At 60.6% G+C, this 24,686-nt stretch carries 22 protein-coding genes, 1 tRNA gene and 1 pseudogene; 10 read left to right on the top strand and 14 right to left on the bottom strand.

The window, feature by feature from the left end:
* Positions 1–71 precede the first annotated feature (71 nt).
* On the top strand, positions 72–2,132 hold the full coding sequence (locus LOX95_RS06140; RefSeq protein ID WP_242913621.1) for a ComEC/Rec2 family competence protein: 2,061 nt from the start codon (positions 72–74) through the stop codon (positions 2,130–2,132).
* Here the strand turns inward: LOX95_RS06140 and lexA are convergent.
* The 4 genes from lexA to LOX95_RS06120 form a co-directional block, all read right to left on the bottom strand.
* Positions 2,126–2,824 carry a transcriptional repressor LexA gene (lexA, locus tag LOX95_RS06135; RefSeq protein ID WP_242913574.1) on the bottom strand — a complete coding sequence of 233 codons (699 nt, stop codon included), beginning with the start codon at positions 2,822–2,824 and terminating at the stop codon, positions 2,126–2,128. The two genes, LOX95_RS06140 and lexA, sit on opposite strands and share 7 nt — an antisense overlap.
* Before the next feature lie 192 nt (positions 2,825–3,016).
* A tRNA-Asp gene (locus LOX95_RS06130) sits at positions 3,017–3,093 on the bottom strand.
* 190 nt (positions 3,094–3,283) lie between these two features.
* The gene (locus LOX95_RS06125; protein ID WP_345791437.1) at positions 3,284–3,817 is read right to left on the bottom strand and encodes a GNAT family N-acetyltransferase; all 534 of its coding nucleotides are present in this window, start codon (positions 3,815–3,817) and stop codon (positions 3,284–3,286) included.
* Positions 3,818–3,843: 26 nt separating this feature from the next.
* Positions 3,844–6,036 carry a S9 family peptidase gene (locus LOX95_RS06120; protein WP_242913572.1) on the bottom strand — a complete coding sequence of 731 codons (2,193 nt, stop codon included), beginning with the start codon at positions 6,034–6,036 and terminating at the stop codon, positions 3,844–3,846.
* A 70-nt stretch (positions 6,037–6,106) separates the two neighbouring features.
* On the opposite strand from LOX95_RS06120, the gene LOX95_RS06115 reads away from it, so the two are divergent.
* Complete coding sequence (locus LOX95_RS06115) at positions 6,107–6,928, top strand: trypsin-like serine peptidase (protein ID WP_242913571.1); 822 nt, start codon at positions 6,107–6,109, stop codon at positions 6,926–6,928.
* On the opposite strand, the gene LOX95_RS06110 is transcribed toward LOX95_RS06115, so the two are convergent.
* Entirely contained in the window at positions 6,895–7,683 is a 789-nt protein-coding gene (locus LOX95_RS06110; protein WP_242913570.1) for an energy transducer TonB, read from the bottom strand. The genes LOX95_RS06115 and LOX95_RS06110 overlap by 34 nt on opposite strands.
* A gap of 146 nt (positions 7,684–7,829) precedes the next feature.
* Positions 7,830–9,617 (bottom strand): acyl-CoA dehydrogenase, encoded by a 1,788-nt coding sequence (locus LOX95_RS06105; protein ID WP_242913569.1) that lies wholly within the window; start codon positions 9,615–9,617, stop codon positions 7,830–7,832.
* 136 nt (positions 9,618–9,753) lie between these two features.
* On the opposite strand from LOX95_RS06105, the gene LOX95_RS06100 reads away from it, so the two are divergent.
* Positions 9,754–10,689 carry an L-threonylcarbamoyladenylate synthase gene (locus LOX95_RS06100; protein WP_242913568.1) on the top strand — a complete coding sequence of 312 codons (936 nt, stop codon included), beginning with the start codon at positions 9,754–9,756 and terminating at the stop codon, positions 10,687–10,689.
* On the opposite strand, the gene LOX95_RS06095 is transcribed toward LOX95_RS06100, so the two are convergent.
* The 4 genes from LOX95_RS06095 to LOX95_RS06080 form a co-directional block, all read right to left on the bottom strand.
* On the bottom strand, positions 10,686–11,705 hold the full coding sequence (locus tag LOX95_RS06095) for a patatin-like phospholipase family protein (RefSeq protein ID WP_242913567.1): 1,020 nt from the start codon (positions 11,703–11,705) through the stop codon (positions 10,686–10,688). The two genes, LOX95_RS06100 and LOX95_RS06095, sit on opposite strands and share 4 nt — an antisense overlap.
* Positions 11,706–11,734: 29 nt before the next feature.
* A complete protein-coding gene (locus LOX95_RS06090) occupies positions 11,735–12,532 on the bottom strand; it encodes a 3-hydroxybutyrate dehydrogenase (protein ID WP_242913566.1) in 798 nt (265 codons plus the stop codon).
* A gap of 63 nt (positions 12,533–12,595) precedes the next feature.
* A complete protein-coding gene (yaaA, locus tag LOX95_RS06085; RefSeq protein ID WP_242913620.1) occupies positions 12,596–13,369 on the bottom strand; it encodes a peroxide stress protein YaaA in 774 nt (257 codons plus the stop codon).
* A gap of 100 nt (positions 13,370–13,469) precedes the next feature.
* The gene (locus LOX95_RS06080) at positions 13,470–14,873 is read right to left on the bottom strand and encodes an FAD-binding oxidoreductase (protein ID WP_242913565.1); all 1,404 of its coding nucleotides are present in this window, start codon (positions 14,871–14,873) and stop codon (positions 13,470–13,472) included.
* Between the two features lie 78 nt (positions 14,874–14,951).
* Between LOX95_RS06080 and LOX95_RS06075 the strand changes: the two genes are divergently transcribed.
* The 3 genes from LOX95_RS06075 to LOX95_RS06065 all read left to right on the top strand — a co-directional run bounded on the left by LOX95_RS06075 (position 14,952) and on the right by LOX95_RS06065 (position 16,912).
* Positions 14,952–15,365 (top strand): NUDIX hydrolase, encoded by a 414-nt coding sequence (locus tag LOX95_RS06075; RefSeq protein WP_242913564.1) that lies wholly within the window; start codon positions 14,952–14,954, stop codon positions 15,363–15,365.
* 78 nt (positions 15,366–15,443) lie between these two features.
* Complete coding sequence (locus LOX95_RS06070) at positions 15,444–16,448, top strand: SPFH domain-containing protein (RefSeq protein ID WP_242913563.1); 1,005 nt, start codon at positions 15,444–15,446, stop codon at positions 16,446–16,448.
* A gap of 5 nt (positions 16,449–16,453) precedes the next feature.
* Positions 16,454–16,912: an NfeD family protein gene (locus LOX95_RS06065; protein WP_242913562.1), complete on the top strand. Its 459-nt coding sequence runs from the start codon at positions 16,454–16,456 to the stop codon at positions 16,910–16,912.
* Positions 16,913–16,937: 25 nt separating this feature from the next.
* Here LOX95_RS06065 and rnhA read toward each other — a convergent pair whose 3' ends face one another.
* On the bottom strand, positions 16,938–17,387 hold the full coding sequence (rnhA, locus tag LOX95_RS06060; protein ID WP_242913561.1) for a ribonuclease HI: 450 nt from the start codon (positions 17,385–17,387) through the stop codon (positions 16,938–16,940).
* A gap of 111 nt (positions 17,388–17,498) precedes the next feature.
* On the opposite strand from rnhA, the gene LOX95_RS06055 reads away from it, so the two are divergent.
* The 3 genes and pseudogenes from LOX95_RS06055 (at position 17,499) to tatC (ending at position 19,092) form a co-directional block, all read left to right on the top strand.
* Positions 17,499–17,702, top strand: coding sequence for a twin-arginine translocase TatA/TatE family subunit (locus LOX95_RS06055; RefSeq protein WP_242913560.1), 204 nt, complete (start codon positions 17,499–17,501; stop codon positions 17,700–17,702).
* A gap of 23 nt (positions 17,703–17,725) precedes the next feature.
* A pseudogene (tatB, locus tag LOX95_RS06050) lies at positions 17,726–17,954 on the top strand (Sec-independent protein translocase protein TatB); the annotation flags it as partial.
* 253 nt (positions 17,955–18,207) lie between these two features.
* A complete protein-coding gene (gene tatC, locus LOX95_RS06045; RefSeq protein ID WP_242913559.1) occupies positions 18,208–19,092 on the top strand; it encodes a twin-arginine translocase subunit TatC in 885 nt (294 codons plus the stop codon).
* A 49-nt stretch (positions 19,093–19,141) separates the two neighbouring features.
* Here tatC and LOX95_RS06040 read toward each other — a convergent pair whose 3' ends face one another.
* Together LOX95_RS06040 and LOX95_RS06035 are read right to left on the bottom strand one after the other, a co-directional pair.
* Positions 19,142–20,116 carry a hypothetical protein gene (locus tag LOX95_RS06040; protein ID WP_242913558.1) on the bottom strand — a complete coding sequence of 325 codons (975 nt, stop codon included), beginning with the start codon at positions 20,114–20,116 and terminating at the stop codon, positions 19,142–19,144.
* Entirely contained in the window at positions 20,113–21,381 is a 1,269-nt protein-coding gene (locus tag LOX95_RS06035) for a glycosyltransferase family 2 protein (RefSeq protein WP_242913557.1), read from the bottom strand. Before LOX95_RS06035 ends, LOX95_RS06040 begins: the two co-directional genes overlap by 4 nt.
* Before the next feature lie 410 nt (positions 21,382–21,791).
* On the opposite strand from LOX95_RS06035, the gene LOX95_RS06030 reads away from it, so the two are divergent.
* Positions 21,792–23,192 carry a serine hydrolase domain-containing protein gene (locus LOX95_RS06030; protein WP_242913556.1) on the top strand — a complete coding sequence of 467 codons (1,401 nt, stop codon included), beginning with the start codon at positions 21,792–21,794 and terminating at the stop codon, positions 23,190–23,192.
* A gap of 63 nt (positions 23,193–23,255) precedes the next feature.
* Here LOX95_RS06030 and glnA read toward each other — a convergent pair whose 3' ends face one another.
* Positions 23,256–24,665, bottom strand: coding sequence for a type I glutamate--ammonia ligase (gene glnA / locus LOX95_RS06025; RefSeq protein WP_242913555.1), 1,410 nt, complete (start codon positions 24,663–24,665; stop codon positions 23,256–23,258).
* Positions 24,666–24,686 lie beyond the last annotated feature (21 nt).

Raw genomic sequence — 24,686 nt, 5'->3', positions numbered from 1 at the left:
CGTCAGCGACAAAACGAAGCCTTACGGTAAAGTTGATCGACGGTTTCCGTTCTCGCCTTAAGCACGAATGGATGGCCCAAAGTGACCGCTGGCCACTGTGGAGCGCCGTCTGCTTTGGTGCAGGTTGTGCCAGTTATTTCTGGTTTCGGACAGAGCCACCCCTTTGGCCGCTGCTTATATTTGCGGCCCTAAGCCTTTTAACGTGGGGATTTTCGCGTGTCCGAGGTGCGGCCAGATCGGTAACTTTGCCGTTGCTCATGCTCGCCTGCATGGCTGGAGGACTAGCCACGGCCAAGGCGCGTTCCGATGCAGTTGCTGCGCCCATTGCGCCGTCTATGGGCAAACCGACTTTGGTCGAAGCGTATGTAATCGATGTCGATTCTCCGGGGGCGAGAGGTCATCGCGTGATTCTGGCACCGGTTCGGATTCGCGGACTGGAGCCAGAGCAGGTTCCGCATCGCGTCCGCGCCACTGTCAAAGGCGAGCCCCCGCGACCGGGTGAGGCGGTGACGATATTCGGGCTTTTGAACCCTCCGCCCGCCCCGGCCAGTCCGGGCAGCTACGACTTCGGGCGAGGGGCATGGTTCGAGAGTATGGGCGGCGTATTGTTCGGTCTGACGGAGGCGCGATCTGCCGATCTTGCCGAGCCACCCTACGCAGTGCGGCAGGAAATGCGCATCAATGCGATCCGGTTCGCGTTGGCCGAAAGGTTGGTAGCGCGGCTGGGCGAACAAAGAGGCGGCATTGCCGCCGCAATGGTCACGGGCCACGAGACTTGGATCGGTGCAGACGACCTCCAGGCGATGCGGGATTCGGGACTGGCGCACATCCTGTCGATCTCGGGCCTGCACATGGCGGTGGTTGGGGGATTTGTATTCTTCCTGATACGCCTGCTAGTGGCTCTGGTGCCGTGGCTGGCGTTAAGGGCGTCCGGAAAGAAGATTGCAGCCGTGGCGGGCTTGCTGGCGGTCGGGGCCTATCTGTTGCTGTCCGGTGCACCGGCTCCGGCCGAAAGGGCGGCGGTGACAGCAGCGATTGCCTTCGGTGCCATCCTGCTGAACAGAAAAGCCATCAGCATGCGGGCGCTGGCGACGGCCGCTTTCGTCGTTCTCTTGTTGCAACCCGAAGCGGTGATCACGCCCGGCTTCCAAATGTCGTTTGCAGCAACGGCTGCTCTGGTGGCGCTAGCCGAGATTTGGCCAAGACGGATACGCGAGATCAACACGCCATGGCCGATAGCCGCGCTCCAACGGGCACTTTCGTGGGGTGGCACAGCGATCGCAGCAAGCCTGGTGGCGGGGCTCGCGACGGGGCCTTTCGTGATGCATCACTTCAACCGCACCAGCGTCTATGGACTGGTTGCGAATATGGCCAGCGCGCCGTTGGCGGATTTGATCATGCTTCCGGCGCTGGCCTTGGGTGCGGTGTTGGAGCCATTCGGGCTTGGCGGACCGTTCCTCTGGGTTGCAGGCGTGGGCGTGGAGGCCATGTTGGCGGTCGGGCATTGGGCTGCCTCCTTGCCCGGAGCTGTTCAGACCATGGCCAGTGCACCCGCTATAGCCCTTCCGGTCGCCTTCATCGGCGTTCTGTTCATGTGCCTATGGCGCGGATGGCTGCGACTGCTTGGACTACCCATGGCATGCGCGGTTTTGTTGTGGCCGCGACCTGAACCTCCATCGATCTGGATAGGCGAGGCCGCCACCAATGCCGCATGGGTTGAAGGCCAGCAGGCGACAGTTTTTCGTCATGTCAGGGCATTCGCATCGCAGATCTGGGCGCAGCGATGGAATTTGGAAGTTCAGCAGCGCGACAAGTCCGACTGGACATGCGGGAGAACGCATTGTCACCAATCCGAAGGCATCGCCCTTATAGCGCTGTGGTGGGGAAGGGCGGTGCCGGCAACCGACAAGCTGGAGGCTATGTGCATGGCCGCGGAAGTCGTTGCCGTCAGGTCGGTCGTGGCGGATTTACCTGCGGCCTGTAGCAATCGTCTGGTGCTGGACGGTCATGACTTCGCTGAAGGCGGAGCCGTCCAACTTTGGCGCGACCCCTCGGGTTGGCGTGCCAAATGGGTGCGGGACACGCGCGGGGTCAGGCCTTGGTCACGCTGGGGCGACCCCGACTATCAGTGATAGCGGCGCAGCAGGCCGACCAGCTTGCCCTGAACCTCGACCTGATCCGGACCGAAGATGCGGGTCTCATAGGCGCGGTTGGCCGGTTCTAGTGCAATCGACTGACCCTTGCGGCGCAGACGCTTGAGGGTAGCCTCTTCGCCTTCGACCAGAGCGACGACGATTTCGCCGTTATTGGCGTTGTTGGTGCGTTTAATGACGACGGTGTCGCCATCGAAGATGCCCGCTTCGATCATGGAATCGCCCTCGATCTCCAGCAGGTAGTGCTCTCCGGAGCCCAGCATGGATTCGGGAACGAAAAAGCGGTCCTGTTCGTGCTGAATGGCGGCAATCGGCGTACCGGCGGCGATCTTGCCCAGCAGCGGCAGTTCGCGCACGTCGTTCGCCGCTTGAGGCACGGCGCGGTTCCGGCCGCCACCTTCGATGACATCAGGCTTGAACGGTGCGCGGCCCTTGGCGGGTGCAGCAGCCGTGGCCTGTTCCGGCATTTTGACAACTTCGAGAGCGCGGGCGCGGTGCGCCAGTCGGCGAATGAAGCCACGTTCCTCAAGAGCGGTGATCAGGCGGTGGATGCCCGACTTCGATGCCAGATCCAGCGCTTCCTTCATCTCGTCGAAAGAAGGCGACACACCGGTTTCCTTGATGCGTTCGTGGATGAACATCAGGAGTTCGTGCTGCTTCTTGGTGAGCATGTCAGAGCGCTTTCAGAACAAGGCGTGAACCGTTGCCGAATGTTCTGTAAGTGTTCTGGTTAAAAGTCAACTAACGCCAGCTTGAAACAACAACAGGCGCACGAGGGCGCTGGGCGGTTTGTTTCTATTTTCAGGAAAGCGTTTCGGACCAAGAGCGGTATGCGCCACTCCGTACTTCTTAAAGAAGGGGAGTGGCGCGAGTGACGGGGCTCGAACCCGCGACCTCCGGCGTGACAGGCCGGCACTCTAACCAACTGAGCTACACCCGCTTGGTCCCGTTCGCGCCGTGTCCGGCGGGAACGAGGTGGTGTTTAGGTGGGGCTTCGTTTCGGGTCAACGGAAAAAATGCAGAGCCCTGAAAAAATACGGCAATTTGCGAAATGGATAGCGAATTCAGAACCTTGTTAGATACGAAGACGGGGACGTTGCCGCCCCCGCAAAAGCCCGCAAATCCGGCCTTTATCGTCCCTTGTCACTGAGCAGAAGCGCTGGGCCATCCGGCGGCGTGGTGTCTCCGGCCCCGAGTGAGAGCTGCATGAAAATAACGTCGCGCCATCCGTCCAACTTCCATCCAGCAGATGTGAATCGGCCGGAATCCGCGAATCCCCGTGAGCGATGCAGCGCGATTGACGACTCATTTTCGGAATCGCCGATGACCGCGACCATCTGGCGGACGCCTTTTCCTTCGCATTCGTGAATCAGTCGGTCGAGAAGAGCGCCGCCGACGCCCATGCCCTTGGCTTCCGGATCGAGATAAATCGAATCCTCGGCCATGTAACGATAGGCCTCGCGGGCGCGGAACGGACCGGCATAGGCATAGCCCATGACCTGACCGTCTTTCTCGGCAACCAGATAGGGCATGCCCAGCGCCCGCACATAAGCAAAGCGGGCTTTCATCTCGTTTTCGGTCGGGGGGACCAATTCGAAAGTGCCGCAGGCTTCGTTGACCCATCTGGCATAGATTTGCGTGATGGCGAGGAAGTCGTCTTCCACCGCCTCACGAATAATGAACTCATGCATCAGGCGAAGTCTTTTTCCCAGCCCTTGTTCACGGCCCAGATCGCGAAGGCGTAATCCAGCGCGATATCCTTCAGATAGTCGAAGCGACCCGACGAGGCGAAGTGGCCCGCCTCCATATTGATCTTCAGCAGGACGGGATTGGTCGAGGTGGTGTGGTCGCGCAGACGGGCGACCCACTTCTGCGGTTCCCAATAGGTCACGCGGGGGTCGGACAGACCGCCGGTCGCCAGTACCGCGGGGTACGCATTGGCCGAAATCTGATCGTATGGGCTGTACGACCACATGTAGTCGTAAGCTTCGGCGTCCTCGAGGGGATTACCCCATTCCGGCCATTCCGGCGGGGTGAGGGGCAGGGAGGTGTCGCTCATGGTGTTGATCAGGTCCACGAACGGTACACCGCTGATGATGCCTGCCCACAGTTCGGGGCGCATATTGGTGACGGCCCCCATCAGCAGACCACCAGCCGAGCGGCCCTCGGCCACGATGTGGCCTGCGCGGGCATAGTCTTTGTCGATCAGGTGATCGGCGGCCGCGATGAAGTCGGTGAAGGTGTTCTTCTTGGTGAAGCGGCGGGCGTTCAGGAACCAGTTCCAGCCCTTGTCCGCACCACCGCGAATGTGGGCGATGGCATAGATGAAGCCGCGATCCACCAACGACAGACGGTTGGTCGAGAAGCCCGCAGGCATCGACATACCGTAGGAGCCATAGCCGTACAGCAGCACAGGCGCGCTGCCGTCCGCGGGCGTGTCCTTGTGGCGCAGGATGGAGACGGGGACCAGTTCTCCGTCGGCAGCCGGAGCGTTCAGGCGTTCGACGATGTAATCGGCGGGGTTATGACCCGACGGCACTTCCTGAACCTTGCGCAGGGTGCGCTCGCGGGTCTTCTGGTCATAGTCGTAAACCGAGGTCGGCGTGGACATGGAATTGTAGGTGTAGCGGATAACCGTAGTGTCGAATTCCGACGCGCCTGCCAGCGACAGGCTGTAGGCCGGCTCGTCCACGGCGATCTCGTGCTCTGAACCCGCGCGGTCGCGAATGACGATCCTGGTGTTGGCGTCCGAGCGTTCCTGACGCGAGACAAAGTCCTTCGTCAGCGAGAAGCCTTCGATGTACCGACCCGGCGTATGGGGAACGAGGTCCGTCCAGTTGGCCTTGGCGGGGGCGTTTGTCGGGGCTTCGACGATTTTGAAGTCGATGGCGTCGTCAGCGTTGGTACGGATTACCCAGCGGTCGCCCCAGTGATCCATCGAATAGAGGCGGGCCTCTACGCGCGGCTCTACGACCACCGGCGTTGCGGTGGGGTTGGTGCCCGGGATCAGACGCGATTCTGAAGTTTCCTGATTGGCGATTGTCACCAGCATGAAGGCATCGTCCGAAGTACGGCCGAAGCCGAGGAACATGCCCTCGTCCTCTTCCTCATAAACGAGGGTCGTTTCTCCGCCTTTGGCCGGTCGGCGGAAAATCTTGTCAGGACGGCCGTTGTCGTTGCGATTGGTCCAGAAGATCCACTGGCTGTCCGGCGAGAAGGTGAAGTCGCCCGTTGCGGAGTCGATGACATCCGGCAGGACCTGACCGGTAGCGAGGTCCTTCACGTAGATTTTGTAGACTTCGGAGCCTTGGGCATCCTCGGAATAGGCGAACAGGCTGTGATCTGGGCTGACCTCGGTATCGCCGACTTCGGAATAGGCCTTGCCCTCGGCCAGTTTGTTGGCGTCCAGCAGGATTTCTTCGCCGTCGGTGCGGCCACGCGGGCGGCGGCAGTACAGTGGGTGCTGATCACCCACATTATAGCGGGTGTAGTATTCCCACGGACCATCAGCGGACGGGACCGAGGCGTCGTCTTCCTTGATGCGGCCCTTCATCTCCTCGAACATCTGGGCCTGAAGCGTGGTGGTCGAGGCCATCATGGCTTCGCGATAGGCGTTCTCTTCGTTGAGATGCTCTTTGACGTCCTGTTTGATCAGTTTCGGATCACGCAGAACGGCCTGCCAGTTGTCGTCCTTCATCCACTGATATTCATCGGTGCGGGTGCGACCCAGCTGTTCGATGGTGACAGGGACTTTCTTGGCAACGGGCGGTACAGGGCGAGGCATTCGGGCTCCGGTAGTCTGGGTAATCGACGGGTAGGCGAGGGCAGGTGTCGCGGCCACAAGGCCGGCGACGGTGGTAGCGAGTAGCTCGCGGCGATTCATAGACCCTGCCTCCCAGTGAACTTGTGAAACGGACCTTGTGCCGGTCGCGTCATAAGGTCAAATGTCGATCATGGTCCTCGACGCATATCCCCCCGAACCGCCCGTTGCCCAGTCGCCTGCTGCCGAGTGGGACATGACCCTCGGCCTGATCAGCGCGACGATCCAGATCGACCAGTCGATTGGCGGGGGGCGACGCAAAGTCGGGACGGGATTTCTGATCGAGGCACCGCGCCCTGACGGCTCTCCTCGTGTGGTCTTGGTCACGGCTGATCACGTGTTCAGTGTCATGCCCAACGCCCAGGCGCGTGCAGGATGGCGGGTGGCCGAGGCGGACGGGAATTGGCGCTACGCCCCTCAGGAGTTCCCGATCCGCGCGGAAGACGGCACGCCCCTGTGGACCAAGCATCCGGATCAGGACGTCGCTGTCATCGAGATCGAAGCGCCGGAGGCGTTTGCCCGTGCCGCCATTCCGGTCGGCTGGCTGGGCGATTCCCAAACCTTTGACCAATGGCGCATGGGGCCAGGCGACGAGTTGTTCGCTCTGGGCTATCCGCACGGCCTGTCTGCGAACCGTGCCGGTTTTCCCATCCTACGCTCGGGGCGCATTGCATCGTGGCCGCTAACGCCGGTGCAGCATTTTGCGACCTTCCTGTTGGACTTTAACGTCTCGCAGGGAAACTCTGGCGGCCCTGTATTTTGGGTGCCGGCGGCCACACGTCGTCCGGACGTTCCTGTGCCGGACCACCCCTTTATTGCCGGCATCCTGATCAAGGAAGTTCAAGGTGACGGTGAGGGCATCGAACTGGGCGTGGTGGCCCATGCCCAATATGTCCGCGAGACACTGGCGCTGATGGACGCTCAGCGGATCACGTACGAAGAACCGCAGTCGTAGGTCTCGCAGACACGCACTCTCAGCGGGGCGAAGTTGGTTTCGGGGGAATAGATGCTGGCGACCGCCTGATCCATCTCCCGAACCCAGTCGTCCCAGTCTGCAGGCTTCTGGGCCGGCACCGAAGTCTCGCCGCGTTTGGCCAGCACCATAGCGATCCCTTTGGCCAGCAGCTTCGCGTTGGTGCGCCCGATATACATTTCGGCGATCCAAGCCTGAACTTTCATCGCGCGCTCAGGTGGCAGTTGGTGCAGGCCCCAGTCAAAGTCGGATGCCGCGTTACGATCCCGCGCTAGCGACTGTGCGGCCACCATGCCGGCCAGCAGATTTGCATTGCTCGGCGGCGGTCCCATCCAGATCGAGGGTGGGGGATCGACAGGCTCGGGAATGAAGGGGACCGACACCTTCAGCTGTCCGTCGGTCGCCACGCCATCAACCCGTCGCGGGGTTAGACGGCCTCGCTCGACAATGGCGACTGCCGCCGCCTCGAATCCTAGGCCTTCAGGGATGGCTTTTACCGCTTCACAAGCGGGCACGCCCTCTGCGCTGATCTGGCATTCGACATCGACCCGCCCCGACATGCCCAGATGGTTTGCCAAAATGGGATAGTCAGAGGGTTCAACTGTCGGCGCGGTGTGCCACACGGGATTTGTGATCCTGACTGGCACCTGCGGGACCGCGACCACTTCGACAGTGGGCTCGCCTACCTGAATCGAGGCAGCGAACAGCATCGCACCGGCCAGAACTGAAAGCGTCATTAGATCGAATCCCCCTCGGCCCAATCTCTCACGTCGGAGGGCGAGCCGTCGAGAGAGTGGGCTATTCCCTAAACCGGACATGAAAAACGCCCCCTGCATGCCATGATGCAAGGGGCGTTCCTTCTTAGGAAGCGCGGCTTGGCTGATTAGCCAGCCAGTGCTTCAACCGTCAATTTGTTCAGCAGCTCGCCGCCTTGGCCGACGCCAGCCAGACGGCTGGAGACGTGACCCAGAACGTTGGCAGCGTAGACTTCGTAGAGGTCCAGCTTGCCTTGCAGCCATGCCGCATCGCCGTCATTGGCGTCCAGCTTGGCCTTGGCTGCCAGAGCGCCCTTGGCCAGCATCCAGCCGCCGACAACGTCGCCCAGCAGCTTCAGATAGGCATCGGCACCCGCCAGTACGTCGGCAGCGCGAGCCTTGTCCTGCTTGGCATCCAGCAGCCATAGGGTGGCATCTTCGACCGACTCGATAGCGTTCGCGAAACGCTCGACCGGCTTGCCCGAGTAGATCGACGACAGCTGGTGCAGAGTCGTCTTCATTTCTTCGATCAGGCGCTTGGCCGATTCACCGTTGTCCATCGACAGCTTGCGGCCAACGAGGTCCATGGCCTGAATGCCGTTGGTACCTTCGTAGATGGGGGTGATGCGGGCGTCGCGATAGTATTGTGCCGCGCCGGTTTCCTCGATGAAGCCCATGCCGCCGTGGACCTGGACGCCCAGCGAAGCGACTTCACAGCCGACGTCGGTCGACCATGCTTTGGCGATCGGGGTGAACAGGTCTTCGCGACCCTTCCAGATTTTGCGCTCTTCTTCGGTCGCAGCGTGGCGAGCCAGATCGGCAGCAACGCCCGTCGACAGGCAGATGGCGCGGGCAGCCGAGGTCTTGGCTTTCATGGTGACCAGCATGCGGCGCACGTCGGGAAGGTCGAACAGCGGTGCGTTACGCTCACCGGTCCAGACGCTGGTGCCCTGACGGCGTTCCAGAGCGTAGGCGAGAGCGTGTTGGTATGCGCGCTCGGCAATGCCGACGCCTTCAACGCCAACGGCCAGACGGGCAGCGTTCATCATGACGAACATGTGGGCAAGGCCCTCGTTCGTACGGCCAACCAGCTCGGCGACAGCGTTGTCATACTGCATGACGCAGGTCGGGCTGCCGTGGATGCCCAGCTTGTGCTCCAGACCGACCGGCGCGAAGCTGTTGCGCTCGGTGGTGACGTTGCCGTCTGCGTCGAGGTGGAATTTCGAGGCGAGGAAGAGCGAGATGCCCTTCGGACCTGAAGGCGCACCCGGCAAGCGGGCCAGAACGAGGTGGACGATGTTGTCCGTCGCGTCGTGATCACCCCAGGTGATGAAGATCTTCTGGCCGTTCAGCAGATATTTGCCGTCTTCGGTCGGGGTCGCGGTGGCAACCAGTGCGCCGAGGTCCGAACCTGCGCTCGGCTCGGTCAGAACCATCGCGCCGGTCCATTCGCCCGAAACCAGCTTGGGCAAATAGGTATGCTTCTGGAAGTCGGTGCCGACAGCTTCAAGGGCTTCGATAGCCGCCAGCGACAGCATCGGGCACAGGCCGAACGCCATGTTGGCCGAGTGCACGGTCTCGTACGAGGCCAGTTCCAGCGCCTTAGGAAGCGCCTGACCACCGGCTTCGGTCGATGCCGACAGCGAGGTCCAGCCACCGGCTGCGAACTGACGATAGGCGTCGGCGAAGCCCGGCGATGCAGTGACGTTGCCGTCCACGATGGTGGCCGGATTCAGGTCGCCCACGCGGTTAAGCGGAGCCAGCACTTCTTCGGAGAATAGTGCGGCAGCTTCCAGCACAGCAGCAGAGACGTCGGCGTCATAGTCGGGGAATGCCCCCGTGGCCGCCACATCGCTAATGCCCGCAACGGCTTCCAAGGCGAAGGCAATGTCTCGAACCGGAGCGCGATAAGTCATCGTAATTCCTCTAATCTGATGCGGGGATGTGTCGAACTTCCTCGACCTTTGCGCAAGTCCGGTTGGACTTTAGTCGAGATTTTGCCCAGCGCGGTGTAAGTGTGCGCAAGTGCCGCCGCGTAAAGAAAGTCTGTTTATGATAGTGACCCCGCAGAAAGATGCAGTTGCCACAGCCGCTGACGCTTTGCGAGCGGGCAAACTGGTAATTTTGCCGACAGAGACTGTGTATGGGCTGGGCGCGGACGCATCGAACCCCGAGGCTGTGGCGGCCATTTTTGAAGCCAAGGGTCGTCCCCGTTTCAATCCTCTGATCGCGCATGTGGCGGACAGTGCCGCCGCCGAGAAGGTGGCCATTTTTGATGATCGCTCGCGCGCCTTGGCCGAGGCATTTTGGCCCGGACCGCTGACGATCGTGGCACCGATCAAGAATCGGTTCGCGGTGTGTGATCTTGCGCGAGCGGGTCTGGACAGTGTGGCCATCCGCGTTCCGGGGCATGCAAAGGCGCGCGAAGTTATCGCAGCGTTCGGCGGTGCGGTCGTTGCTCCGTCTGCAAATCGTTCAGGGCGCCCCAGCCCGACAACCTATGCCGATGCGGTTGAAGAGACGGGATTAGCGACCGGTGCGGCTATCGACGGTGGTCCGTGCGCCGTGGGCGTAGAGAGCACGGTGGTGTCGGTGCTGGGCGGGCAGGTTGCCTTGCTACGTCCGGGGTCGGTCACGCGTCGCGAGTTGGAAGAGATCGTCGGCCCCTTGGCCGAGCGAGCGGAGGAGGGGCATCGATCTCCCGGCCGCATGGCGCTTCACTATGCACCCGACGCCCCCGTCAGGATCAATGTCGAGCAGCCAGCCGAAGGCGAACTTCTATTGGGCTTTGGCGAGGGCGTGGGTGATCCCCGTTGGAGTCTTAGTCCCACCGGAAACCTTCGGGAAGCGGCGGCCAACCTGTTCCGCCTGCTGCGCGAAGCGGACCGGACCCATCCCAAGGGTATCGCCGTAACACCTGTTCCAAATGACGGGCTGGGCGAGGCGATCAATGACCGCCTCAAGCGTGCTGCAGGGTTTGTGGGCTAAAGAAACTCAGCCTGAAGATCTATTGTCGTCGACTTGCCCACGCGAGCAAAGCAGCCTTCAAGCCACTGATTAGCCGCCTCGCGACCCTTGTCTTTCAGGGTTGTGAGGAAGCGCCATTCGGTATCCAGCTTGGAAGCCAGCGACAAATCGCCCAGCCACTGGTCTGCCGGAATGGCGTGCAGCCTGATCTCGCCCCAGCCTTCCCCGCGTTGAAGGCGGCCTTCTTCGATCAGTCGCTGGACGAAGGCGATGGAGCGCAGCTCTGCCACCAATGGGGCGTTGAACAGAATTTCGTTCAGACGATCCATGATCTCTGCCGACTGCTGTGGCGTGTCGTCCCGTCGGAACGGGTTCAAAGGTAGAAGCAGAATGTCGTGAGGCTGCTTGTCTTCGAACAGGGGATAAAGCGCCGGATTAGCCAGATAGCCGCCATCCCAATAGTCCTCCCCATCAATGCGGACGGCTTGAAACATATGAGGCAGGCAGGCGCTCGCCATCAGTACTTCGGGCGAGATTTCCTTGGTTTCGAAGATGCGAGATTTGCCGCTCTGCACCGCCGTGGCTGAAATGTGCATTTGGACAGATGAAGCTCTGACCGCCGCGAAATCGACCGCTGACTCGACCACACGCTTCAGCGGGTTGAGGTTGAACGGGTTGAAAGCATAGGGGCTCATGGACATGGCCAGCGTCTGTCCAGCCTGCCACAGCGGATTATCGGAGACCCATTGTTTGGTCAGGCTCTGTAGCCACTGACCGCTAGAGCCGAAGACGTTGCGACCTCCGGACTGGTTGACCTCGTGCCACAGGTGATCCAGCGCGATCCGCGCCCCTTCATTGCCACCCTTTTCCAGACCCGTCACAAGCGCGGCGGCATTCATGGCCCCCGCAGAGGCGGCTGTCACAGCTGTCACCTCTATGCGGTCGTCTTCGAACAGACGGTCAAGGACGCCCCATTGGAAGGCACCGTGCGATCCGCCCCCTTGCAGGGCCAGACAAACAGGTTTGCGTTTCGCCATTGGGGCCTCCTGACCAGAAGGCCATGAGCTTATTGCGCGGTCCAGCCGCCGTCGACCGAATACGAACTGCCGTTCGCCGAAGCGCCCAGTTCGGACACGAGGTAGAGGAAAATGCCGGCCAACTGCTCGGTGGTGACGAACTTCTTGGTCGGTTGAGAGCCGAGGATGACGTTCTTCATCACGTCCTCTTCGCTCATGCCTCGCGTGCGGGCCTGCTCCGCGATCTGGGCCTGAACCAGCGGGGTTTCCACAAAGCCGGGGCAGATGGCGTTGCAGGTGATGTTCTGCTGGGCCAGTTCCAATGCGACGGTCTTGGTAAAGCCGATCACGCCGTGTTTGGCTGCGACGTAAGCCGATTTGAACGGGCTGGCGACCAGACCGTGGGCAGAGGCCACGTTGATGATCCGGCCGCGACCCTGTTCCTGCATGATCGGAACGGCCGCCTTGGTGGCATAGAATGCCGACGACAGGTTGATCGAAATAATGCGTTCCCACGCATCGTTCGGGAATTTCTCGACGGCCTCGACATGCTGGATGCCGGCATTATTCACGAGGATATCCAAGCGGCCTAATTCACGCTTGGCGAAGTCGACCATGTCCGCGATCTGGTCCGGCTGCGTCATGTCTGCCGGATGGTAGAGGACAGTCACGCCCGTCCTCGCGGCCAGTTCGGCGCGGGTCTTCTCGATGGCGTCGGCGTCGCCCAGTCCGTTCAGGACGACGTTCGCGCCGCATTCAGCGGCAGCAGAGGCAAGGGCCAGACCGATGCCGGAGGTAGAGCCGGTGATGACGGCAACTTGGCCCTTGAGATCGTTCATGGCGAGCATGCGAGGAATCCACCCTGATATTATGATTTGGGTTCAACCTAACGCCGGCTCGCCTTCAACGCATCAGGAATTTCCTTCTCTGATGAATATCCAGTCGGATTCCGTCGAAATATCCGGCATGAAGCGGTAGCCGTCCTGATCAAACCCCTTCAAATCCTCAGCTTTTTCAACGCGGTTCAGGATGGCGTAACGCGCCATCGCACCACGCGCTTTTTTGGCATGGAAGGAAATGATCCGGTCTTCCCCGTCCTTACGCTCTTTAAAATGCGGAGTGACGACCTGAAGTTTCAATGCGCGCGCATCAACGGCACCGAAATATTCCTGGCTGGCCAGGTTCACGAGCGTCTGATCAGGTTGGCCTGCAGCGTCCTCATTGAGACGCAGGGAGATACGCTCACCCCAGAAGTCATAAAGATTATTGCCGCGCGGGGTCTTCAGACGGGTACCCATCTCGAGGCGATAGGGTTGCATACCGTCCAGCGGACGCAGCAGGCCATAGAAGCCCGATATAACGCGCAGGTGATCCTGCGCCCACAGCAGGTCGTCCTTGGTCATCTCGCGAGCCTTCAGGCCCTCGTACACGTCGCCGGCGAAGGCGAACACCGCCTGCACGTCAGCATCGGTGACTTCATTGTTGAAGGACTGGAAGCGCTGCCAGTTCAAATCGGCCAAGGTCTCGGAGATGGACATCAAGCGCCGCAGATCAGCGCGCGTCAGCTTGCGGGTGACCTTCTCCAACTCTGCCGTTTCTTTCGCGCACCGGCGCGGGGTCATAGGCAGGGCGATGGCAGCAGGCGTGAAGTCCAGCTTTTTGGCTGGAGAGACAACGATTAGCAAAACAGGCGCTCCTTGGTCGGCGCTCACATAGGACCTAATCGCGCGAAATCAAACCTCGGCGAGGCTACGCGCGTATTAAGGTCATAGGTCGGGGTGGACCCTAGAAGAGGATTTCCGGATTCATGATCCGTTGGGGGTCGATGGCCCGGCGAATGGAAGCCATCAGGTCGATTTCTACGGGGTTCTTGTACCGTTTGACTTCGTCCGTCTTTAGGCGGCCCAGCCCGTGTTCTGCCGAAATCGAGCCGTCATAACGGGCAACGATGTCGTGCACCACAGTGGAGCCCTCCTTCCAGCGACCGATGAAGGCCGGGATATCCTCGCCGACGCCGGGAATAATATCGTAGTGCAGATTGCCGTCGCCGATATGTCCGAAGCACGACACGCGACAGCCCGGATGGAAGCCCTCGATCGCTGCTGTCGCTTCTTCGATAAAGTCGGCGATGCGGCTGATCGGTACGGAAACGTCGTGCTTCCACCCGCCACCCTCGGGCTTGAGCGCGGCAGAGTGCTCTTCACGCAGACGCCAGAACTGGGCCCGCTGGGCATCGTTCTGGGCGATAGAGGCGTCGGTGATCAGGCCTTCCTCGAAGGCGACCTCCAGTAGACGCTCCATCTGCGCTTCGGCCCCGCCGGGGGTGCCGTTTGTAATCTCGATCAGCACGTACCACGGCGGCGTGCTTTCCAGCGGCTCGCGCGTGTCAGGAATATTCTTGAGCACCAGTTCCATGCCGAGACGCTTCATCATCTCGAAGGCTTCGACGCCGCCGCCTGTCTCGTCCTTGGCGCGTGCGAGAAGCTCGATCGAAGCTGCGGCACTTTCCAGACCCACGAACGCCACGCAGCGCGATCGCATGATCGGGAACAGTTTCAGCGTGGCCGCCGTAATGACGCCTAGCGTACCTTCGCCACCGATCATCAGTTGCTTGAGATCGTAGCCGGTATTGTCTTTGCGCAGTCGCTTCAGGCCGTCGAAGACCTCGCCGCTGGGCAGAACGGCTTCGATGCCCAACACCAGATCGCGCATCATGCCATAGCGCAGCACCTGCGTTCCGCCTGCATTGGTCGAGATAACCCCGCCAATCGTCGCTGAACCTTCAGCGGCCAAAGACAGAGGGAAGAAGCGACCATTAGCCTTGGCAATTTCTTGTGCTTCCAACAGGGTAACGCCGGCTTCAACCGTCATCGCGTCGTCCAGAGGCGTCACATCGCGCACCTCGCGCAACTTGCGCGTCGACAGCAGCACCTGCCCGTAAGGGATTTGCCCGCCAACCAGTCCGGTACCGCCGCCTTGGGTCACAATCGCTGTGCCATGCCTTGCGCAAATCTCGACTGCACGCTTGACCTCTTCGGTGGTGCGCGGTTGCAGCACGATAGGAGCGTGTCCGGTCCAGCGCCCGCGCCATTCGGTCAGCCACGGGGCCATCTGCACCGTGTCATCAATGAAGGCGTCCGGCAGTGCGGATTTCAATTCAGCGAGGGCTTCAGGCGTCGGGAGAGTCATGTTTGCCCTTTTGACAAATGCGTCGCGGTGGTGGAAGCGCAAACCTATGCTGTCGAACCCTCAAACTGCGAAATATTCATGACGCCAGTGCCCGCCGTCGGTGTCGTCTGTCTGAAGGGCGACCAAGTTTTGCTCATCCGCCGTGGCAATCCGCCGCGAATGGGGGAGTGGAGCCTACCTGGCGGTCGAATCGAAGCAGGCGAGCGCGCCATTGATGCAGCCCTGAGAGAGCTTGGCGAAGAAACGGCCGTGACGGCGCGCATAGGCGGGCTATTGGATGTGGTAGACGGCCTGTTACCCGGATCGGGCCGACATTATGTGCTGATCGACTATTGGGCGGAATGGATTTCCGGCGAGCCGGTAGCGGGGGATGACGCCGCCGAAGCACGGTTCTTCGGGATCGAAGAAGCTCTGCGAATGGTCGATTGGGATGAGACACGGCGCATCATCCGCATGGCCGTCGCTACCTATTCTAACAAAATCGTAGAGTGACAATCGGCCCGGCTGTGTCAGAAATGGGGCACAAGCGCGATGTAGTTAATGTTGCGCGAGCCTGTTCGGAGGAATTTGATGGGCCTCTTTTTCGTAATCCCCTTCGTGGTCTTCGCGCTGGTGCTCTTGTTCAGCGTGGTGAAGATTGTGCCGCAAGGGCGCGAGTTCACGGTTGAGCGCTTTGGCCGCTACACCAAGACTCTGACGCCGGGCATTCACCTGCTGACACCGTTCATCGAGCGCATTGGCCATCGCATGAATATGATGGAGCAGGTCCTCGACGTCCCGACGCAAGAAGTCATCACCAAGGACAACGCCATGGTGAAGGTCGACGGCATCGTCTTCATTCAGGTGACGAATGCCTCGGCTGCGGCATACCGCGTTGATAATCTGCCTTATGCTATCTCCCAGCTCTGCATGACCAACCTGCGTACGGTGGTTGGCTCGATGGAACTGGACGAGGTTCTGAGTCAGCGCGACAGCATCAACACCCGTCTGCTGCACGTCATTGATTCCGCGACTGAACCGTGGGGCGTTAAAGTCGCCCGTATCGAGATCAAGGACCTGACCCCTCCGGTCGATATCACCAATGCCATGGCCCGCCAGATGAAGGCCGAGCGCGAGCGTCGTGCGGTCATCACCGAGGCGGACGGCGAGAAGCAAGCCGCCATCGCCCGCGCTGAAGGTGCCAAGCAGTCGGCCATTCTGCAGGCCGAAGGCCGCAAGGAAGCCGCCTTCCGCGACGCAGAAGCCCGCGAGCGTGAAGCGGAGGCCGAAGCCCGCGCAACCAGCATGGTTTCGGATGCAATCGCCGACGGCAACGTCAACGCCATCAACTACTTCGTCGCGCAGAAATACGTCGAGGCCTTCGCCGAACTGGCCCGCAGCCCGCAACAGAAGACCGTTATCGTGCCCAGCGAAATGTCGGCTCTGGTCGGCACCATCGCCGGCGTGGGCGAATTGGTCGGTCTGGCGCGCAGCGGCGACGAGCCGGGTCCGGCACGCGCACGTGCGCGTCAGGCCCAGAATACCACTTCGTCGCGCGGTAATCCGCCGCGCACATCCGTTCCGCCTTCGGAGTGATCGCTATGGAATGGCTGACAGGTCTGTATGCTTCCCAACCGTTCTGGCTATGGCTGGGCGTCGGTGTAGCCTTGCTGGGCATCGAGGCCATGTTCTCGACCGAGTGGCTTCTATGGCCTGCAGTTGCGGCGGGTATCACCGCACTGCTGTCAGCCATTCTTCCCGAACTGGGTCTGTGGGTTGAGCTCGGTGTCTTTGCCGCGCTGACGGTGCTTTTGACGCTGCTGTCGAAGCGTTTCGTCAAAAAGGTCAATCCGGACGACTCGCCCGATATAAACGACGTGAACCTGCGACTGGTGGGGCAACGCGCGCGCGTTGTAGAGCCCTTCCACAACGGTTCGGGCCGCGTGTTTATCTCGGGGGCCGAATGGGCCGCCGAGATCGAAGGGGGCAACCCGCTCGTCGGCGAAAACGTCGTCGTCGAGCAGGTACTGGGCGGACGCCTTCGCGTGCGTGCCAACTAAATACCCAATGAGTGGAGGAGGGGCCTTAGCGGCCCCTCGCTTCATCTACGCCGCGATTTGCCAGCGAATCAGCGCGCTCATTCAGTTCATGGCCAGCGTGACCCTTCACCCAATGCCACTTCACCTCGTGGCGGTTGCGCGCTTCATCCAGCCGGCGCCACAGGTCTTCGTTCTTCACCGGCTTCTTGTCTGCAGTTTTCCAGCCGCGTGCTTTCCAGCCGCGCATCCACTCGGTGACACCCTGCATCACGTATTTGCTGTCCGTGTGCAAATCCACGCGGCACGGGCGTTTCAAGGCTTCTAGCGCCTGAATGGCGGCCATCATTTCCATGCGGTTGTTGGTGGTGTTTAGCTCACCGCCCCACAGCTCTTTTTCGTGGCCGCGCGTTTGCAGGATTGTTCCCCAGCCGCCGGGGCCGGGGTTGCCTTTACAGGCTCCGTCCGTGTGGACGATGACGTGATCTGGGAGACTCATTTAACCTTGCCTACAGCGTCACTTGGCGCACTGCCATCTCTGCGCCTATATGAGCGATAACAATCTGTGTTCGGGCGCGCGACACTCGCGGCCCACCGAGGAGGATTTTCGATGGGCTCTTTCAGCATTTGGCACTGGGCAATCGTTATTGTTGTCGTCGCCGTTCTGTTCGGCGGTCGCGGTAAGCTGTCGAGCGTGATGGGCGATGCCGCCAAGGGCATCCGCGCTTTCAAGGACGGCTTGAAAGACGACGACAAGACCAAGAACGAGCCGGTTGGCACCATTACCCGCACCGAAGACAAAGAAACCCACTAATCTGCTCTGAAAGACGCTGAAGTATGGGTGGTCTAGGCCCCGGTATCGGCGGTTTCGAAATCCTTGTGATCGGAATCGTGGCCCTGCTTGTCGTGGGGCCAAAGGATCTGCCGCTGTTGATGCGTCGGGTGGGTCAGTTCGTGGGCAAGGCTCGGGCCATGGCCAACGAGTTTCGTGCCAGCTTCGACGAAATGGCGCGCCAGTCCGAGTTGGACGACCTTCGCAAAGAGGTTCAGGCGCTGCGTACCGGTTCAGGTATGTATGCTCTGGGGGCCGACGCCGAGAACGCCTTCAAAGATATCCGTAAGGAATTGGAGGGCGCGCCAGAGACCGGGAAGGCTGACGGCGACGCGAACCAAGTGCCTGTGTCGGAAGCCGCTCCAGTGGACCCCGTGATCGTGCCAACCGGCGTCGACGAATGGCCTGATCTGGACGCGCAGGCGGCTCAGGTCGAGCAAGCCCAGATCGAGCAAACCAAAGCAGACGCGTTCAAGAAGGACGCTCTATGACGCATATTGATCGAGACGAGGCCGAGATCGAGGCCTCGCGTGCGCCATTGATGGACCACCTCGTCGAACTGCGCTCACGCTTGCTCAAATGCGTGGTCGCGTTCGGTCTGGCCTTCATCCTGTGCTTCTACTTCTCCAGCCAGATTTATCTGTTTCTGGTGAAGCCATATGTCGCGGCTTATGCGTTTTTCCAGTCGGCGGGCGGTGGTCATCCACACGCTTCCCCGATTGATCTGATCCTGGGTACGGCTGGTGCTATCCCGCTGCCGCACGTAGATGCGGAGGAAGTGCGGCTGATCTATACGGCCCCGCTGGAAATCCTCTTCACCAAGATGAAGCTGGCGGCTCTGGGGGCTGTGTTTGGGGCCTTCCCGGTGATTGCCTATCAACTTTATCGTTTCGTTGCGCCGGGCCTGTACAAGAACGAACGCGGGGCCTTCCTGCCATTCCTCGTGGCGGCACCTGTTCTGTTCGTCGTTGGTGCGGCGCTGGTCTATTACGTGATGCTGCCGTTCGTGATGTGGTTCTCGTTGAGCCAGGGTATTGTCGGCGAAGGCGTCTCTGCAGAACTCCTGCCCAAGGTTTCCGACTATCTCAGCCTCGTGATGGCGCTGGTGCTGGCGTTTGGCTTCTGCTTCCAGCTGCCCGTCGTCATGACGCTGATTGGCATGGCAGGCCTGATCAGCAGCGAGCTGATGGCCAAGGGCCGCCGCTACGCCATTGTGGCTGTGGTTGTCGTTGCTGCGGTGGTTACGCCGCCGGACCCCATCAGTCAGCTGATGCTGGCGATCCCGATGGTGCTTCTCTACGAAGTCTCCATCTGGTGTGTGCGCATTATCGAGATGCGCCGCCGTAAAGCGGATTTGGCCGAAGCGGCTTAAAAGAAAAGGCCGGCCCCTTCAGGAGCCGGCCTTTTTGTTTGACTGAGCCTTAGAATGCTCGGGTCAGCCCGACATTGAACTGCGTGTAGTCGTAGGTGTACCCGCTGGCGATAGGGGTGTTGGAATAGGTCACGCCTGCATTGACGGCCCATTCGCGCACAGGCGGGCTAACGACCTGCGCGGTGACAAAGCGGGCCTCGTTCCAGTCGTCTCCGCTGGCCTTCTGGCCGCCATAGCCGCCTGCCACGAGGTAGCGCCAGCCACCGTAGTAACGGCGCATCTGCACCACCGGCATGACCTCGACGTAGTCCTCAGGTGAGAAATAGTCGAACTCGCCCGGATGGCTGCTGTGGAAATAGCGGGCGCGTAGTTGTACCGAGACGCCCCATTCCGGCTTCAGCACGTGCACATAGGTTGCCCGCAAATGGGTACGAACATTCTCGCCGGTAAAGTCCTGCAGACCGGCGACCAGCGTCACATTGTTGCGGTCGTTGATCGGCAGGTCGAGCGCGCCACCAATGAAGGTATAGTAGATGCCGTCATCGACGCCTTGCGGGGTCTCGAGAACTTCGCGCTCGATGAAATACTCCTGACGGAAGCGGGCATTGTTGTTGACCGAGGCCGAGCCGAGTAGGGCGTCGCCATCGGTCCCGGCGTTGAACTTCCACGTCCAGTCGCCGGTCGTATCCGCGCCGCGCAGATAGACCCGTTGAGCCTCGCGCGAAGATTGCCCAATGGGGCTGAACTTGGCCGTCTCAACCCGCAGGCCCAGATATTCGTCCGGGCCCTTCCACTTCCAGTCCAGATTGGCACCGAGTTTCAGCACTTCGGTGTCATCGGCATCGGTCGAATAGAAGATATCAGCGCCCACCGCGTGTGAAGGCGTAAACCCCTCGGCGGATCTGTCGCGATGCTGCTCGCGCGCAATCTCCTGCGCCGTCTCAACCGTTTGTGCTGACGTATGTGACGACAACGCGACGGCGGACACCGTCACCAGCAGGCTGAAGATCGAGTGACGGTTCATTTGGTATCCCACTTTTTGGCCATGCCGATGCTCTCGGCGACATAACCCCAAACGCAGACCGGTTGCATCAGAAGGCTGTAGGCGAGCGAATAGAAAAGGAAGCCACCGAAGTTCTGGCGAACCTTGAGGCCTTCGCGGCGGAACATTTTGCGCTGGATACGGAAGATGAACATGTTCCACAGCGCAGCCAAAGGCAGGACTGCCAGCGTCAGCGGGCCAGCGATCCAGAAGAAGCCGAACAGTGCCAGCACCAGACCCGGAATGAAGATGAAGGTGTAAACCAGATCCAGCGGCAGGAAGAACAGATTCCACCAGATAAACAGAGTGGTCAGGCGGCGTTTGAATAACAGCGAGGGGTGGGCTTTGAACGCCTCGATCAGGCCGCGGGACCAACGCTTACGCTGAAGCGAGAACTGTTTGATACGGGTGGGAACGTTGGTGAACGCCAGAGCGTCCTCGGCGTAGCCAATGCGGTGGCCCTTTTCGAGCAGAGCCCAGGACAGCACGATGTCTTCACCCACGCACTCCGGCCAACCGCCGACTTCCATCAGGGCGTCCTTGCGGTACAGCGAGAAGGCACCTTGGGCGACAAGCGTGCCGTGATACATCGACTGCATGCGTTTCACTGCGGCGATGCCGTGGAAATAGTCCCATTCCTGCGCGCGCGTCAGGAAGTTCTCGCGCGAGTTGCGAACCATGACGGCACCGGCAACAGCCACAGTGTTGGCCGGGTCGGCATAGAGACGCTCGACAATCTGGGTCACGCCGTCGGTACGCACCCACGAGTCGCCGTCAATCGTTGCGACCAGATCATGCTCTGCCAGCTGCAAGCCGCGGTTCAGTACAGCGGCTTTGCCTGCGTTTACGGGGTAATCAATGACGCGGAAGTCAAAGTTGGCGGGCAGGGCGAGGGATTCCAGCGTGCGTTGGGCAATGGCGACGGTCTCGTCGGTCGAGCCATCGTTCAGGACCAGTACCTGCATCGGTCCCTGATAGTCCTGTCGCGCCAGACTGGTCAGGGTGTCGTTGATCGCGGCGGCCTCATTGTACGCCGCAACCAGAATGGTGATACCCGGATACTGGAGCAGGGGCCGCCGCTCGGGCCTGCGGTCGAAGCTCAGGGACGAGATCATGAAGGCGTTCATGAAGCCCGGCACATAGGCGATAAACCCGATGGCGATGATCGCAAACGGCCAGTTGGTCAACTCTGCCAGATCATTCAGCCATGGCGACGACAACCATACGCTGAGCGCAGTCCAAGCCAAGGCGATGGTTACTGCGACCGAGAACTTCTGTGGAACGGTGAGATAAAGACGTTTTCTCTTCGCGGCCGCTGCTGGCGCAACAGTGCCGGCGGCAGGTGACTCGGTTTGGGTAGTTTCTGGGCTACTCAACAATGAACTGGGCATAAACAACGGAGTCCGCGGTACGTTACAGAGAGGCCTGTCGTTTCCCGCTTGGAAACCACTCAGGTTTGTACGAATGCGGCGGATTACGTCTCATACATTGCCAAAAGTTTGCAAATCGGTGTTCGAAATGTGGCGACACGTAATCGTTTGGCGACGTTACAAAAAAGTCTCAGATCTTACTGTTACGCATTTGTGGGCGTGAGGCAGCTAAGCTGTTTAAAGAAACGCTGTTTCGTGTTCTGCTCCCTTCTTCGATGGAGGGTCGAATGATCAGCAGACGGTTTGTTCTGGGGGCGGGTGTCGTCGCCGGTGTGGCGGCACCGCGTATGGCTTTTGCAACACAAGGACAGGCCCTGTCCGCCGACCTCGTCAGCGCGCTGGCTCAGGAAGTCCAAGGCAAGCTGACTGTGGGAGGCGCGATCGTCGCCGTCCGATACGGCCAGACGCTGGGCCAGTACTTCTGGGGCAATGCCTCGTTACCCTTTGAGCAACCGGTGGACAGCCGCACGCTGTTCCATATGGGGTCCAATGGCAAACTGGTGACTGCCGTAGCGGCTATGCAGTTGCTGAGAGCGAGCGGTCATTCGGTGGAGACACCGGTCGGGGACTTGCTTCCCAATCTACCCCCGATCATCGCCCAGATACCGATAGATCGCCTGATGAGCCACACTTCCGGTCTGCCTGACTACAGTCAAACGCTTACAGACTGGGACCGCCCGCAGCCGCGTGATGCCGTCGAGAAGGCTATCGCGGACGCACCAAGGGCGTTCAATGTTGGGGAGGCCTGGTCCTATTGCAACTCCAACTACGTGGTACTCGCGTGGTTGATTGAACACCTGTCAGGACAGCCTTACGCGGACTACCTCGCGAGCAGGGTATTTGGGCCTGCCGGAACGCCCACAGCGCGCGCTGATTCCGCTGCAGTCCCTATCCGACATCGTGCCGAGCCTTACGAGATTTCGGCCGATAGTGTGATCACCCACGCGGTGCGTATGGAGGACGGAGTGTCCCGCGCGGGCGACGGCGGTATTCTGATGTCTGCGGGTGATGTCGCACCGTGGCGTCAGGCGCTGACTTCCAACCGTCTTCTACCTGCCGAAGACATGGCGCGCATAAACGCGGTGACCCGATTGAAGACGGGACGCTGCGTTCCTTATGGCTTCGGGACATTCTCTGAGGTTCGCAACGGTCGTCAGATACTTCATCACAGCGGTGGTGTCCCCGGCTTCATGAGCTTCTGGCGGACCTGGCCTGATACGGGTCTGTCGATCTGGGCCGTCTCCAACTCTATTGGACCTTCCAGCCGCAGGCCGAACCTGACGAAGATGATCTATACGATGGCCGAAGGACTGGAGCCGGGGCGCATCCAACCTGCGACCAATCTGGGTGATGGGACCGATGAGCGTTCACAGACATTGTTGAGAGTGATGACGCGGGGTGAAGGCGTGCCGGTTGGGGAGGGGATCCTTGCACCTGAACAGACCGCACTCGGTCGTGCATCTATTCCTCGCGCATCCAAGGACGCTACCATTCAACCGCTTGAATCCTGGCTCGTAGGAGATGGTCCGGCAGAGGGCGAGATTGTTCGCTATCGCGTCACAGACGCCGGGCGCCAATGGGAACTGGCCATCGGCTGGACCCCGGACAACAGGATCTACTGGACCTAAAGCCCGTAAAAAGCCCCGGCCAGCTGGGCTGACCGGGGCTTTGCTACAATCGCGGTTTAGCGATTAGCAGCTGTAGTACATGTCGAACTCGACCGGGTGCGGGTGCAGTTGCAGACGGGCGACTTCTTCTTCCTTCAGCGTGATGTAGGCGTCGATGAAGTCATCATCCATCACGCCGCCCTTCTTGAGGAAGGCGCGGTCGGCGTTGAGGGCGTCCAGTGCTTCACGCAGCGAACCGGCGACTTCCGGGATCGAGCCGCGCTCTTCCGGCGGCAGGTCGTACAGGTTCTTATCGGCGGCTGCGCCCGGATCGATGCGGTTTTCGATACCGTCGAGGCCAGCCATCAGCAAGGCTACGAAGGTCAGGTACGGGTTGCCCATCGGGTCCGGGAAGCGGGCTTCGATGCGCTTGGCCTTCGGCGACGACACGTGCGGGATACGGATCGAGGCCGAGCGATTGCGGGCCGAGTAGGCCAGCTTGACCGGAGCTTCGTAACCGGGAACCAGACGCTTGTACGAGTTGGTGGTCGAGTTGGCGAAGGCGTTGATGGCCTTGGCGTGCTTGATGATGCCGCCGATGTACCACAGGCACTCTTGCGACAGACCAGCGTACTTGTCGCCAGCGAACTGCGGCTTGCCGTCTTTCCAGATCGACATGTGCACGTGCATGCCCGAGCCGTTGTCGCCGAACATCGGCTTGGCCATGAAGGTCGCCGACTTGCCATAGGCGTGGGCCACGTTGTGGATCACGTACTTATACAGCTGCAGACGGTCAGCCATGGTCAGCAGGTCGCTGAACTTCAGGCCCAGTTCGTGCTGAGCCGGGGCCACTTCGTGGTGGTGCTTTTCGGGATCAAGGCCGAGGTCGCGCATGACAGCGAGCATTTCGCCGCGCAGGTCCTGACCCGAGTCTACCGGGTTTACCGGGAAGTAGCCGCCCTTGGTCGCCGGACGGTGACCCATGTTGCCTTCGGCATATTCGGCACCGGTGTTGGCCGGCAGTTCCGAGGAGTCAAAGCTGTAACGGGTGTCGTGCGGAGCGGTGTTCCAGCGAACGTCGTCGAAGACGAAGAACTCGGCTTCAGGACCGAAGTAGACGGTGTCGCCCACGCCAGCCGACTGGACGAAGGCGAGAGCCTTCTTGGCCATCGAGCGGCTGTCACGGTTGTACGGCTCGGCGGTGTCCGGATTCAGAACGTCGCAGAACAGGAACATCGTCGGCTGTTGGTAGAACGGGTCAACATAGGCGGTCGACAGGTCCGGCATCAGCAGCATGTCCGACTCGTTGATGGCCTTCCAGCCAGCAATCGACGAACCATCGAACATCGTGCCTTCGGTGAGGAAGTCCTCATCGACCTGGCTGATGTCGAACGTGACGTGCTGCAACCGACCCTTGGTGTCGGTGAAGCGCAGGTCGACGTACTCGATTCCCTTGTCCTTGATCTCTTGCAGGATCTTTTGTGCGGCGCTCATTTCTCGAGGTCCTGTAAATGG

The organism is Brevundimonas pishanensis (assembly GCF_022750635.1).
In the GTDB taxonomy this organism is placed as follows: Bacteria; Pseudomonadota; Alphaproteobacteria; order Caulobacterales; family Caulobacteraceae; genus Brevundimonas; species Brevundimonas pishanensis.
Note: the sequence above shows the minus strand (reverse complement) of the source record. Positions and strands in the feature narration are given on the sequence as shown.

What these genes read in the sequence shown, in the direction of transcription:
- LOX95_RS06140 (WP_242913621.1), top strand. Translation starts at nt 72, where the DNA reads ATGGCCCAAAGTGACCGCTGGCCACTGTGGAGCGCCGTCTGCTTTGGT.
- lexA (WP_242913574.1), bottom strand. Translation starts at nt 2,824, where the DNA reads ATGCTCACCAAGAAGCAGCACGAACTCCTGATGTTCATCCACGAACGC.
- LOX95_RS06120 (WP_242913572.1), bottom strand. Translation starts at nt 6,036, where the DNA reads ATGAATCGCCGCGAGCTACTCGCTACCACCGTCGCCGGCCTTGTGGCC.
- LOX95_RS06115 (WP_242913571.1), top strand. Translation starts at nt 6,107, where the DNA reads ATGGTCCTCGACGCATATCCCCCCGAACCGCCCGTTGCCCAGTCGCCT.
- LOX95_RS06110 (WP_242913570.1), bottom strand. Translation starts at nt 7,683, where the DNA reads ATGACGCTTTCAGTTCTGGCCGGTGCGATGCTGTTCGCTGCCTCGATT.
- LOX95_RS06105 (WP_242913569.1), bottom strand. Translation starts at nt 9,617, where the DNA reads ATGACTTATCGCGCTCCGGTTCGAGACATTGCCTTCGCCTTGGAAGCC.
- LOX95_RS06100 (WP_242913568.1), top strand. Translation starts at nt 9,754, where the DNA reads ATGATAGTGACCCCGCAGAAAGATGCAGTTGCCACAGCCGCTGACGCT.
- LOX95_RS06095 (WP_242913567.1), bottom strand. Translation starts at nt 11,705, where the DNA reads ATGGCGAAACGCAAACCTGTTTGTCTGGCCCTGCAAGGGGGCGGATCG.
- LOX95_RS06090 (WP_242913566.1), bottom strand. Translation starts at nt 12,532, where the DNA reads ATGCTCGCCATGAACGATCTCAAGGGCCAAGTTGCCGTCATCACCGGC.
- LOX95_RS06080 (WP_242913565.1), bottom strand. Translation starts at nt 14,873, where the DNA reads ATGACTCTCCCGACGCCTGAAGCCCTCGCTGAATTGAAATCCGCACTG.
- LOX95_RS06075 (WP_242913564.1), top strand. Translation starts at nt 14,952, where the DNA reads ATGACGCCAGTGCCCGCCGTCGGTGTCGTCTGTCTGAAGGGCGACCAA.
- LOX95_RS06070 (WP_242913563.1), top strand. Translation starts at nt 15,444, where the DNA reads ATGGGCCTCTTTTTCGTAATCCCCTTCGTGGTCTTCGCGCTGGTGCTC.
- LOX95_RS06065 (WP_242913562.1), top strand. Translation starts at nt 16,454, where the DNA reads ATGGAATGGCTGACAGGTCTGTATGCTTCCCAACCGTTCTGGCTATGG.
- rnhA (WP_242913561.1), bottom strand. Translation starts at nt 17,387, where the DNA reads ATGAGTCTCCCAGATCACGTCATCGTCCACACGGACGGAGCCTGTAAA.
- LOX95_RS06055 (WP_242913560.1), top strand. Translation starts at nt 17,499, where the DNA reads ATGGGCTCTTTCAGCATTTGGCACTGGGCAATCGTTATTGTTGTCGTC.
- tatC (WP_242913559.1), top strand. Translation starts at nt 18,208, where the DNA reads ATGACGCATATTGATCGAGACGAGGCCGAGATCGAGGCCTCGCGTGCG.
- LOX95_RS06040 (WP_242913558.1), bottom strand. Translation starts at nt 20,116, where the DNA reads ATGAACCGTCACTCGATCTTCAGCCTGCTGGTGACGGTGTCCGCCGTC.
- LOX95_RS06030 (WP_242913556.1), top strand. Translation starts at nt 21,792, where the DNA reads ATGATCAGCAGACGGTTTGTTCTGGGGGCGGGTGTCGTCGCCGGTGTG.
- glnA (WP_242913555.1), bottom strand. Translation starts at nt 24,665, where the DNA reads ATGAGCGCCGCACAAAAGATCCTGCAAGAGATCAAGGACAAGGGAATC.